The organism is Saccharopolyspora sp. SCSIO 74807 (assembly GCF_037023755.1).
GTDB classification, from domain to species: Bacteria; Actinomycetota; Actinomycetes; order Mycobacteriales; family Pseudonocardiaceae; genus Saccharopolyspora_C; species Saccharopolyspora_C galaxeae.
In genome coordinates, this window is the sequence record NZ_CP146100.1 from 1,242,405 (window position 1) to 1,253,971 (window position 11,567).

The window sequence follows — 11,567 nt, forward strand, 5'->3', positions numbered from 1 at the left end:
CGATCGTCGGGCTGATCACTTCCGCACCCGGGAACAGAACGGGCCTCGCCCGCGTATCGACCTTGGGGCGCACTCGGGCACCGGTGTGTGCCCCGTCGCCGTGCACCGGGCGCCGACGCACGTTTCTCCGCGAACTGCCGTGCTGACGCGCGCCCGATGCTCGGGCGAGGATGGTGCCTCCGGACGCGGGGACAGGTGCCGGACCGGGCGAGCTGGAAGGGACGGATCATGAGCGGGGCGACGATCAGCTTGGCCGAGTTGGATTCCGTGCGGGTGTACGGCCTGCCGATGCGCACCCGGTTCCGCGGGATCACCCGCAGGCAGGGGGTGCTGCTCGGCGGTCCCGGCGGCTGGGGCGAGTTCTGCCCGTTCGAGGACTACGACGACGCGCAGTCCGTGCCGTGGCTGCTGGCGGCCTTGGAGGCGTGCGCCGGGGATTGGCCTGCGGCGGTGCGCGACACCGTGCCGGTGAACTGCACGGTTCCGGCGGTGGACGGCGAGCAGGCGCACGAGATCGTGTCCGCCTCGGGCTGCAGCACGGCGAAGGTGAAGGTGGCCGAGTCGTCGCAGTTCGCCGCCGACGACGTCGAGCGGGTGGCCGCGGTGCGCGACGCCCTCGGCCCGGCGGGCGCGATCCGGGTGGACGCGAACGCGGCCTGGGACGTGGACACCGCGGTCGCCCGGATCGCGGAGCTGGACCGCGCCGCGGGTGGTCTGGAGTACGTCGAGCAGCCCTGCCCGAGCGTCGAAGAGCTCGCCGCCGTGCGGCGCAAGGTGGCGGTCCGGATCGCGGCGGACGAATCGATCCGCCGCGCCGAGGACCCGCTGCGGGTCGCGGTCGCCGAAGCGGCGGACGTGGCGGTGCTCAAGGCCGCGCCGCTGGGCGGGGTGCGCCGGGCGTTGCAGGTCGCCGAAGCGTGCGGGCTGCCGTGCGTGGTGTCCTCGGCGGTGGAGAGCAGCGTCGGCCTGGCCGCGCAGCTCGCGCTCGCCGGGGCGCTGCCGGAGCTGCCGTTCGCCTGCGGGCTGGGCACGACGTCGCTGCTGGACGGCGACCTGGTGGCCGAGTCGTTCGTGCCGCGCGGCGGTCATCTCCCGGTGCCGCGGAGCGCTCCGCTGCCGGACCCGGCCCGCGTCGCGGCCGCCACCCCGTCCGCCGAGGACCAGCGCCGCTGGCTCGACCGCCTCACCCGCGTCCACCAGCTGCTGCCAGCTTGATCGCACACATGCACAATGGTGGACAATTGGTGCATGACATGTATTTTCGTGACATATACAGTGAAGGCATGACAAGCGCTGCTGTGAAGATGAATCCGCAGGGCCGGGTCTCGATACCGGCGCCTTTCCGGCATGAACTGGGGCTCACACCGGACACCGACCTGGTCAGCTATGTCGAAGACGGACGAGTGGTGTTCGAAGAACGGGAACACCTGATGCGGCGCATCCAGCAGACGGCGCTCAACAGCCGGGCGACAGCTGGATCACCAGTCGACGAGCTGCTCGCAGACCGACGTGCCGCAGCAGCACGCGAAACCGCCGAGACGGAGTCATGAGCATGGTCGTCCTCGACGCTTCGGCAGTCCTGGCGTGGGTATATGCGGAATCGGGACAAGAAGCGGTCGCCGAGCATCTCGACGGGGCGCTGATCAGTGCGGTGAACTGGTCAGAGGTCTTGCAGAAGATCGCTGCGAATGGCGGCGACGCCGACCTTCTCGGCCTGCAGATCGAAGCTCTGGGCGTGGAAGTGATCGCTTTCGGTCGAGACGACTCGCTAGCGACGGCCGCGCTTTGGCCGACGACCCGGGAGGCCGGCCTGTCGCTCGGGGACCGAGCATGCCTGGCACTGGCGCGGCGCCTCGCCGCGCCAGTGCTCACTTCGGACCAAGCTTGGAAACGGCTCGACACCGATGCGGACATCCGGCTGATCCGCTGAGCGGCTTCGAGCTGCCGCGTCAGCGGCGGTGCTTGCGGCGGCGGAGCCAGCGGAACAGCAGCGCACCGGCGGCCAGCACCGCCACCGCGGGCAGCACCCGCTTGAGCACCGGCGTGCCCGCGGTGCCGAGCAGGTCGATCGCCTCGTCGGTCGGCATCGGGCCGCCGGTGACGACCGTGTCCGCGCGATCGGACCGGGCGTGCCTGGCGGCGCTCGACGAGCCGACGGTGTCCGGCTGCTCCCCTGCCGCCTGCTCCCCCGCCGGTGGCGTGACCCGCCACGCCGGGGTGCGGCTGCGCGCTGCTTCCGCGCCCTGCGCAGCCGCCGCCGCGGCGGTGGTGCGCTGCTCGCCCGCGGAGTCCTCGGCCGCCTGCGCGGCTTCGGCCACCTTGTCCGACTCGGTCTTGCCGGAGCCACCCGCCGAAGCCGCGCCCGCGCCCTCGGCGGCGGCCGCCTCACCGGCGAGCTTCTCGGCCAGGTTCGCCGCGAACTGGTTCAGGATCTTGCTGCCGACCTCGGTCATCAGGCCCCGCCCGAGCTGCGCGGGCTTGCCGGTGACCTTCAGGTCGGTGTCCACCTGCGCGGAGGTGCTGCCGCCTTCGGGCGTGAGGGTGAGCGTGACGGTGGCGGCAGCGGTGCCGTTGCCCCGCGAGTCCTTGCCGCTGGCGTCGATGACGACCTTGCGAGCCGCTTCGTCGACCTCTTCGAACGAGCCCTTCCCCTTGTACAGCAAGGAGATCGGGCCGAGCTTCACCTTCACCGAACCGGCGAACTCGTTGCCGTCGGCGCTGCTGAGCGTCGCGCCGGGCATGCAGGGGGCCACCTGCTCCGGGTCGATCATCGCCGGCCACGCCACGTCGACCGGGACCGGGACGGTGAAGTGGTGTTGCATCTGCACGGGAGAAATCCTCCTGGTCCATCGCCGCTTGGGCTCGGCGCGGGGCGAGTTCCGGTCCGCGGGTGCGGCCCGGGCGGGCGGCCCGGCCCCGGCGCGAACCACCCCGTTCGAGTCTGCCCGTTCGCCCCGACGTGCGGTAGCTCCCGGCGGTGCCGGACGAGCCCTACCGGGCCGGACTGTGCCACCGGCCGAGCCGAGCCCGACTGTGCCGACCAGCCGAGCCGAGCCCGGCGGTGCCGACCAGCCGAGCCGAGCCCGGCGGTGCCGACCAGCCGAGCCGAGCCCGGCCGGGGCGAACGGACGACTCCGGCGCGCGAACGCGCCGACCACTCCATTACTACACGCCGACCGCCGTGGCGACCGCCCGGCCGGTGAGCACTTCGGCGAGATGTTCCCGGTAGTCCACATCGGCGCTGGCATCGGCGGTGGCACTGGTGCCCTCCGCCGCGTGCCGGGCCGCCGCGGTGATCGCCTCAGCGGTGGCCGGGGCGCCGAGCAGCGCCCCTTCCACCCCGCGCGCCCGGATCGGCGTGGCGCCCATGTTCGTCAGCCCCACGCGGGCCTCGGCGATCGCGCCGTCCCGCACGAGCACGGCGGCGGCCACCCCGACCATGGACCACGCCTGCGCGACGCGGTTGAACTTCTCGTAGTGCGCCGACCAGCCGGTCCACTTCGGCATCCGGATCTCGACCAGCACCTCGTCGGCCTCCAGCGCGGTGGTGAAGAAGTCCGCGAAGAACTCCGCCGCGGGCACCGTCCGCTGCCCGCCCGGACCGGCGATGACCATCTCGGCGTCCAGCACGAGTGCCGGAGCGGGCAGATCCCCGGCCGGGTCGGCGTGCGCCAGCGATCCGCCGAACGTGCCGCGGTGGCGCACCTGCGGGTCCGCCACGGTGCGGGTGGCCAGCGCGATCAGCTCGGCGTGCTCGCGGACGAGCGGGTCGCGGGCGATCTCGTGGTGCGTGGTCATCGCGCCGATCACCAGCCGGTCGCCGTCCTCGCGGACGCCGCGCAGCTGCGGGATGCGGCCGAGGTCGACGACCACCCGCGGGTCGGCCAGCCGCATCCGCAGCACCGGCAGCAGGCTCTGCCCGCCGCCGAGCACCTTGGCCTCGTCGCCCGCCTGCTGCAGCGCGGTCACCGCCTCATCCACTGTGGACGGTGCGATGTAGTCGAACGATGCGGGGATCACCGGTTACCTCCTCGCGAGCCGGAACCTTCCATCGAACCCATGCCGCCACCGGATTCCGGCGCGGTCTGCCCGGAAGCTCGCGCCCCGGTGATCGCCCGCCACACGCGCTGCGGCGAGCACGGCATCTCCACGTCGTCGACGCCGAAGTGCCGGATCGCGTCCACGACCGCGTTGACCACCGCCGGGGTGGAGGCGATCGTGCCTGCTTCCCCGACGCCCTTCACGCCCAGCGCGTTCGACGTCGCGCGGGTCTCGGTGCGGTCGGTGACGTACTCCGGCAGGTCCGCAGCCGACGGCACCAGGTAGTCCGCCAGCGTGGCCGTGGTCAGCGTGCCGGACTCGTCGTGCACGGCCTCCTCGAACAGCGCCTGCGCGATGCCCTGCGCGAGCCCGCCGTGCACCTGGCCTTCCACGATCAGCGGGTTGACCACGGTGCCCACGTCGTCCACGCAGACGTAGTCGCGGATGCGCACCCGCCCGGTCGCGGTGTCCACTTCGGTCGCGCACAGGTGCGTGCCGTGCGGGAAGGAGAAGTTCTCCGGGTCGAACGTGGCGTCCGCGTCCAGGCTCGGCTCCACCCCTTCCGGCAGGTCGTGCGCGGCGAACGCGGCCAGCGCCACCTCGCCGAGCGCGGTGGCCCGGTCGGTGCCGCGCACGCCGAAGCTGCCCGCGGTGAACTCCACGTCGTCCTCGGCGCACTCCATCATGTGCGCGGCGATCGTGCGGGCCTTGTCGATCACCTTGTCCGCGGCGCTGACCACCGCCATGCCGCCGACCGCCAGCGAGCGCGAACCGTAGGTGTCCAGGCCCTTCGGCGAGGACTGGGTGTCGCCGTGCAGGATCTCCACGTCCTCGAACGGCACGCCCAGCCGGTCGGCGACGATCTGGCTCCACGCCGTCTCGTGGCCCTGCCCGTGCGGCGAGACGCCGGTGACGACCTCGACCTTGCCGGTGGGCAGCACCCGGATCGCGGCGTGTTCCCAGCCGCCCGCGCCGTAGGACAGCGAACCCAGCACCCGCGACGGCGCCAGCCCGCACATCTCGGTGAACGTGGAGATCCCGATGCCCAGCTGCACGGTGTCCCCGCGCCGCCTGCGCTCGGCCTGCTCCTGCCGCAGCGAGTCGTAGCCCAGCAGTTCCATCGCCCGGTCGGTCGCGGCCTCGTAGTCGCCCGAGTCGTAGGTCAGCCCGGCGACCGTGTCGTACGGGAACTCGTCGCGGCCGATCCAGTTCTTGCGCCGGACCTCCATCGGATCCATGCCCAGCTCGGCGGCGAGCTCGTCCATCATCCGCTCGATGCCGAAGGTGGCCTCCGGCCGCCCGGCACCTCGGTAGGCGTCCGTCGGGGTCTTGTTCGTGAACACGTTCGTGCAGCTGAAGTGGTACGCCGGGAACTTGTAGATCGCGTTGAACATGAACGCGCCCAGGATCGGCACGCCCGGCGTGACCAGCCGCAGGTAGGCGCCCATGTCCGCGAGCAGCTCGACCTTCAGCCCGGTGACCGTGCCGTCCCGGCGGGCCGAGATCGACAACCGCTGCACCTGGTCGCGGCCGTGGTGCGCGGAGACCATCGTCTCGGAGCGCGACTCGGTCCACTTCACCGGCTTGCCCAGCCTGCGGGCCAGCAGGAACGCGATGAACTCCTCCGGGGTGACCTGCAGCTTGCCGCCGAAGCCGCCGCCCACGTCCGGCGCGATCACCCGCACCTTGTGCTCCGGCACGCCCAGGTTCATCGCGATCATCAGCCGCAGGATGTGCGGCACCTGGGTGGCCGACCACATGGTGAACTGCTCGCCGGTCGGGTCCACCACGACCGATCGGGGCTCCATGAACGCCGGGATGAGCCGCTGCTGCCGGAACGTGCGGTCCACCCGCACCTCGGCGTCGTCGAGCGCCTGCTGCACGTCGCCGCCGGTACCCGCAGCGGCCGAGTCGAACGTCCAGGTCGCGCTGCGGTTGGTGCCCAAGTCCTCGTGCACCAGCGGGGATTCGTCGGTGGCCGCCGCGGTGATGTCCAGGACCACCGGCAGGTCCTCGTAGTCCACCTCGATCGCGTCCAGCGCGTCGTGCGCCTCGGCCGCGCTGCGGGCGGCGACCACGGCGACCGCCTCACCGGCGAAGTTGACGGTGTCCACCGCCAGCGACGGCGCGTCCGGCGACTTCATGTCCTCGGTGATCGGCCACGCGCACGGCAGGCTGCCCTGCTCGTCGGCGACGTCCTGTCCGGTGAGCACCGCTCGCACGCCCGGCATCTTGCGCGCGCTTTCGGTGTCGACGGCGGTGATGCGCGCGTGCGCGACCGGGCTGCGCAAGATCGCCAGGTGCAGCATCCCGGGCAACGCCATGTTGTCGGTCCAGCGGGTGCGCCCGGTGATCAGCCGGGCGTCCTCCTTGCGCTTGCGGGCGCGGCCGAGTTCGGGTTCCGCGGTGGAAGTCATGGCTGCCGCACCTCCGCCTGCTGCTCGCCGGTGCGCTGCTGCGGAGTGTCCGCGGTCTGCTCGATCGGCGGTCCGGCGCCCGGCCGCATCTTCCCGGCCGCGTCCTGCACCGCGCGGACGATGTTCTGGTAGCCGGTGCAGCGGCAGAGGTTGCCCTCCAGCCCTTCGCGGATCTGCTCGTCGCTGGGCGCGGAGTTCTCCGCGAGCAGGTCCAGCGACTGCATGATCATGCCGGGCGTGCAGAACCCGCACTGCAGCGCGTGGTTGTCGTGGAACGCCTGCTGCACCGGGTGCAGCTCGCCGTCCCGTTCGAGTCCTTCGATGGTGGTGACGTCGTGCCCGTCGGCCTGCACCGCGAGCACCGAACAGGATTTGACGCTCTGGCCGTCCAGGTGAACGGTGCAGGCGCCGCAGTTGCTGGTGTCGCAGCCGACGACGGTGCCGACCTTGCCCAGCCGGTCGCGCAGGTGCTGCACGAGCAGGGTGCGGGGTTCGACTTCGTCGGTGTACTCGGTGCCGTCGACGTTGACGGTGATGCGCGGCATCGGGCCTCCATTGGACGGGCCGCGGTTAGCGCGGGTGTTCGGGAACGTTGACCCCTATGGGTGACAGAGGTCACTCGGCTCCTGAGCCTGCTACGCGTTCGCGCCAAGAGCAACCCCACCTCGCGCGGGGTGCGGCGGCCGCGGAGTGCCGCGCACGCGGGCGCATGACTGGTGAACCGATCAGCTCCCGGACGGCCCGCGGATGGCCCGTTCGGAGCAGTGCGCCGCGCCGAACTCCCAGCTCGGCACGATTCCGCCGGGACGGCCGGTGCTTCAGCGGTGGATGGGGCCCGCGGTTTCGGTGAGGCGGGTTCCCGCGCCGCCCCAGCGCAGCGAGATCAGTTCCGCCGCGATGGACACCGCGGTCTCCTCCGGTGTGCGCGCACCCAGATCCAACCCGATCGGCGAGGACAGCTTGGCCAGCTCCGCCTCCGCGAGGCCCTGTTCGCGCAGCCGCTGCATCCGGTCGTCGTGCGTGCGCCGCGAACCCATCGCGCCCACGTAGCCGAGGTCGTGCCGCAGCGCGAGCTCCAGCACGGGCACGTCGAACTTCGGATCGTGCGTGAGCACCATGACCGCGGTCCGCTCGTCCAGCCTCCCCGCCTCGGCCTCCGCGGCCAGGTAGCGGTGCGGCCAATCCACCACCACGTCGTCCACGCCGGGGAACCGGCTGTGCGTGGCGAACACCGGCCGCGCGTCGCACACCGTCACGCGGTAGCCGAGGAACGAGCCGATCCGCGCCATCGCGGCGGCGAAGTCGATCGCGCCGAACACCAGCATTCGCGGCGGCGGCTCGAAGGAGTTCACGAACACCCGCATCCCTTCGCCGCGCCGCTGGCCCTCCGGTCCGTACTCCAGGACGCCGCTGCGGCCGCTGGCGAGCATCCCCCGCGCGTCGTCGGCCACCGCGTCGTCCATCCGCCGCTCGCCCAGGCTGCCGCCGGTGCGGTCGCGCCACACCAGCAGGCGCGCTCCGACCCGGGCGGGGTCCGGATGCTCGACCACGGTCGTCACCGCGACCGGTTCCTCCGCGCGCACCGAATCGGCGACCGCGTCGAACTCGGGGAACGATTCCCGGTCGATCCGCTCGACGAACACGTCGAGGATGCCGCCGCAGGTCAGCCCGACCGCGAACGCGTCGTCGTCGCTGACGCCGTAGCGCTGCAGGCCCGCGGGGTCGCCGTCGAGCACCGCGGTCGCCCGCTCGTAGACCGCGCCTTCCACGCAACCGCCGGAGACGCTGCCGACCGCCTCCCCCTCGGGGGTCACCAGCATCGCCGCACCGGGCGGGCGCGGCGCCGAGCGGAACGTGGCCACCACCGTGCCGAGCCCCACCGGTTCGCCGGAATCCCAGCGCTTGGCCACCTCATCGAGCACGTCACGCACGGCCCACCTCCGCTGTCGGCCGACCGGGAACTTCCGGCGGCATTTGCTTGTCAGCGTTCGCGGTCGCACCGGAATTCCCGAACCGCCGCACCCGCGACCACACCCGCTGCAACGAGTCGAGGCTGTGCCCGGCCACCAAGGCGTCCACGTGCGGCGCGGCGGCCACGATCCCGGACTGCACCGGCTCGTACCCCGCATGACCGGCGTGCGGGTTGGCCCAGATGACCGCCCGCGCCAGCCGCCGCAACCGGTGCGTCTGCTCGGCCAGCAGCTGCACGTCACCGCGTTCCCAGCCGTCGGAGAACAGCACGACGACCGAACCGCGGGCAACGCCCCGCTGGCCCCACCGGTCCAGGAACCCGCGCAGCGTCTCGCCGAGCCTGGTTCCGCCGGAGAAGTCCGGCACCGCCTTCGACGCCGCGTGCAGCGCGTGCTCCGGGTCGCGCTGGCGCAGTTGCCTGCTCACCCGGGTCATCCTGGTGCCCAGCGTGAAGACTTCGGTGCTCGCCGGGGTGCGGCGAACCACCACGTGCGCGAACCGCAGCAGCGCGTCGGCGTACGGGGCCATCGAGCCGGAAACGTCGATCAGCAGCACCACCCGGCGCGGCCTGCGCGCCTTGCGATGCCGCGCCAGGCGCAGCGGCTCACCACCGGCCCGCAGCATTTCCCGCATCGTCGCGCGGGAATCCAGCGGTCCGCGGCGGGAGCGGTGGCGCCGCACGGCCGCTCGTGCCGGCGGTTCGGGGCGCAGCACGGCGAGCATCCGGCGCAGGTGCTCGCGCTCGGCCTCGCTGAGATCGGCGAGGTCCCGGTGCCGGAGCACCTCGTCCTCGCTGGCCGCGGCCTTGATCGGGTCGGAGTCGGACTCCTCGTCGCCGTCTCCGGAGCTCAGCGCGGCGATCTTGGTGCGCTGCCGGATGCTCGGCGCTTCGCCGAGCCCGGGCATCTCGGACTCGCCGAACCAGGCGGCGAAAGCCGCGTCGTAGCGGTCCAGGTCCTCCGGGTCGGCGCACAGCGTCAACCGCCCCGCCCAGTACACGCCGGACCGGTCGTGCAGCCCGGTGTGCCCGGTCGCGGTCAGGAACGCCTCGACCCGCGCAGGGCCGCACGACATGCCCGAGTACCGCAGCGCACGGGCGAACCCGACGAGACCGGCAACGGTGTCCATGCACCCATTCTGCCGTTCCGGTGGGTAGTGGATCGAGTGATGGACGTGCCCTCCCACCGAGGTCGGGTGGGTGCTAGGGAGTGGTCTGCGTAGTCCGGCGGCGCCGCTTCAGCCGCTGCTGTCGAGGAGTCCGGCCGCGCGCACCCGTTCGGCGTCTTCGCGGTACTTCAGCACCGCGCCGAGCGTCACCGCCGCGGCCTCCGGCCCGAGCTCGCCGTTGCCCAGGGCCAGCAGCGCCTGCGCCCAGTCCAGCGCCTCGGCCACGCCCGGTGGCTTGAGCAGTTCCAGCTCCCGCATCCGCCGGACCGCCGAGGCCACCTGCTCGGCCAGCCGCTCGTCCAGCCCGGGCAGCCGGCGGCGCAGGATCGCGACCTCCCGTTCCACATCCGGGTGGTCGAGCCAGTGGTAGAGGCAGCGGCGCTTGAGCGCGTCGTGCACCTCGCGGGTGCGGTTCGAGGTGAGCAGCACGACCGGCGGCACGGTCGCCCGCACCTCGCCGTACTCCGGGATGCTCACCGCGTACTCGGACAGCACCTCCAGCAGGAACGCCTCGAACTCGTCGTCGGCGCGGTCGATCTCGTCGACCAGCAGCACGCACGGCGACTCCCGCAGCGCCCGCAGCAGCGGCCGGGACAGCAGGAAGCGCTGGGTGTAGAGGGAGGACTCCGCCGACTCCGGATCCAGCGAGCCGCCGGAAGCCGCCTCCAGCGTGCGCAGATGCAGCAGCTGGCGCGGGAAGTCCCAGTCGTAGAGCGCCTGCGCGGCGTCGATGCCCTCGTGGCACTGCAACCGGATCAGCTCCACGCCCAGCGCGCTCGCCAGCGCCTGCGCCAGCGCGGTCTTGCCGGTACCGGGCTCGCCCTCGCACAGCAGCGGGCGGCGCATCTTCAGCGCCAGGAACGCGGCCGTGGCGATGCCCTCATCGGGCAGGTAGCCCGTCCCGTCCAACGCCGCGGCCACCTCGGCCGGCGAGCCCACGTCCAGCGCCTCATCGTCGTCCGCCATGCCGCGAGCGTATGCGAGCGCACCAGCCCCGTGGTGATCACGCCGGGCCGTGCGATGATCCTTCGCGGAGGTGCGGGCATGAGCCGGTTCGACGGGTTCCCGGGGCACATCGAGCGCTACGCCGGGAGGGTCCGGGGCGCGGACAGCAGGGAAACCGGCGGCAGGGACCGCGGCTACCACCTCGTCTACTGCGACGGCCACGACGGCTCGCACGTGACCGTGCTGACCAGCGGCCTGCGCGAGCACACCGCGGGCGCGCCGCTGCCGCAGGAGTTGCTGTGCACCGTGCACGCCGCCCAGGAACTGCACGGCAAGCACCTGACCGGAGTGATCGCGGAACTGCTCACCGAATCGGCCAGCCGCGTCGGCTACGGCGCGCTGATCATGAACGATCGCGCGCTGCTGCCGGAAACGGAGATCGCCGGGGCGCTGGCAGCTCCGCACCCATACTTCGCCGACGAGTTCGACGTGCTGCTCGACGGGGACGGCAGGCCGGTGCTGCAGCTGATCACGCTGCTGCCGATCACGCGCGGCGAAGCGCAGCTGGTGTCCCGCTACGGCAAGGACGTGCTCTACGACCGGTGGGAGCAGAACGGCACCGACCTCACCGACGTGCGCCGCCGCTCCGTCGGCTGACTCCCGCAGTTCGCCACGGCTCGAACCCCGGGGTGTCCCCCACCCCGCGGCCGAAGGGTCAGGGAGCGATCCGGGGCACGCCCGGAGGTTCCGCGGACTCCCGCGGAGCAGAGTCGGCGGCATGACCGAAAACGTGCACATCGCAGCGCCCACCGCACCGGAGAGCAGCACCGGATCCGGCGGCTACCGCCGGTTCACCCGCAGCCGCAACGGCATGGTCGCCGGAGTGTGCGCCGGGGCGGCCGAGTACTTCGGCATCGACCCGACGCTGATCCGCGTGCTGCTGCTGGCCGCAACGATCCTCGGCTTCGGCACCGGGATCGTGCTCTACCTCGCCGCCTGGCTGCTGGCTCCGCAGGAGTGATCCGC

Annotated in this window: 12 protein-coding genes; 5 read left to right on the forward strand and 7 right to left on the reverse strand. The window is 72.4% G+C overall.

Annotation, left to right across the window (positions count from 1 at the left end):
• Window positions 1-228 precede the first annotated feature (228 nt).
• Genes V1457_RS05485 through V1457_RS05495 form a run of 3 tightly spaced genes read left to right on the forward strand, consistent with a single transcriptional unit; the run spans window position 229 to window position 1,930 of the window.
• Complete coding sequence (locus tag V1457_RS05485) at window positions 229-1,215, forward strand: o-succinylbenzoate synthase (RefSeq protein ID WP_200068364.1); 987 nt, start codon at window positions 229-231, stop codon at window positions 1,213-1,215.
• Between the two features lie 26 nt (window positions 1,216-1,241).
• Window positions 1,242-1,550 carry an AbrB/MazE/SpoVT family DNA-binding domain-containing protein gene (locus V1457_RS05490; protein WP_338601025.1) on the forward strand — a complete coding sequence of 103 codons (309 nt, stop codon included), beginning with the start codon at window positions 1,242-1,244 and terminating at the stop codon, window positions 1,548-1,550.
• Complete coding sequence (locus V1457_RS05495) at window positions 1,547-1,930, forward strand: PIN domain-containing protein (protein ID WP_295142561.1); 384 nt, start codon at window positions 1,547-1,549, stop codon at window positions 1,928-1,930. The genes V1457_RS05490 and V1457_RS05495 overlap by 4 nt, the downstream gene beginning before the upstream one ends.
• Window positions 1,931-1,949: 19 nt before the next feature.
• On the opposite strand, the gene V1457_RS05500 is transcribed toward V1457_RS05495, so the two are convergent.
• From V1457_RS05500 to V1457_RS05530, 7 genes are all read right to left on the reverse strand, one after another.
• Window positions 1,950-2,828, reverse strand: coding sequence for an SRPBCC family protein (locus tag V1457_RS05500; protein WP_200068361.1), 879 nt, complete (start codon window positions 2,826-2,828; stop codon window positions 1,950-1,952).
• Between the two features lie 337 nt (window positions 2,829-3,165).
• Window positions 3,166-4,020 (reverse strand): xanthine dehydrogenase family protein subunit M, encoded by an 855-nt coding sequence (locus V1457_RS05505; protein WP_200068360.1) that lies wholly within the window; start codon window positions 4,018-4,020, stop codon window positions 3,166-3,168.
• Window positions 4,017-6,458 carry a xanthine dehydrogenase family protein molybdopterin-binding subunit gene (locus tag V1457_RS05510; RefSeq protein WP_338601029.1) on the reverse strand — a complete coding sequence of 814 codons (2,442 nt, stop codon included), beginning with the start codon at window positions 6,456-6,458 and terminating at the stop codon, window positions 4,017-4,019. The genes V1457_RS05505 and V1457_RS05510 overlap by 4 nt, the downstream gene beginning before the upstream one ends.
• Window positions 6,455-7,003, reverse strand: coding sequence for a (2Fe-2S)-binding protein (locus tag V1457_RS05515; RefSeq protein ID WP_200068358.1), 549 nt, complete (start codon window positions 7,001-7,003; stop codon window positions 6,455-6,457). The genes V1457_RS05510 and V1457_RS05515 overlap by 4 nt, the downstream gene beginning before the upstream one ends.
• 273 nt (window positions 7,004-7,276) lie before the next feature.
• Window positions 7,277-8,389, reverse strand: a complete 1,113-nt coding sequence (locus tag V1457_RS05520) for an XdhC/CoxI family protein (protein ID WP_200068357.1) — start codon at window positions 8,387-8,389, stop codon at window positions 7,277-7,279.
• Window positions 8,382-9,557 carry a VWA domain-containing protein gene (locus V1457_RS05525; protein WP_338601034.1) on the reverse strand — a complete coding sequence of 392 codons (1,176 nt, stop codon included), beginning with the start codon at window positions 9,555-9,557 and terminating at the stop codon, window positions 8,382-8,384. The genes V1457_RS05520 and V1457_RS05525 overlap by 8 nt, the downstream gene beginning before the upstream one ends.
• 108 nt (window positions 9,558-9,665) lie before the next feature.
• Window positions 9,666-10,562, reverse strand: a complete 897-nt coding sequence (locus V1457_RS05530) for a MoxR family ATPase (RefSeq protein ID WP_338601037.1) — start codon at window positions 10,560-10,562, stop codon at window positions 9,666-9,668.
• Between the two features lie 78 nt (window positions 10,563-10,640).
• Between V1457_RS05530 and V1457_RS05535 the strand changes: the two genes are divergently transcribed.
• Both V1457_RS05535 and V1457_RS05540 read left to right on the forward strand, forming a co-directional pair.
• A complete protein-coding gene (locus V1457_RS05535; RefSeq protein ID WP_200068354.1) occupies window positions 10,641-11,198 on the forward strand; it encodes a suppressor of fused domain protein in 558 nt (185 codons plus the stop codon).
• A gap of 121 nt (window positions 11,199-11,319) precedes the next feature.
• Window positions 11,320-11,562 (forward strand): PspC domain-containing protein, encoded by a 243-nt coding sequence (locus V1457_RS05540; protein WP_200068353.1) that lies wholly within the window; start codon window positions 11,320-11,322, stop codon window positions 11,560-11,562.
• Window positions 11,563-11,567: the final 5 nt, after the last annotated feature.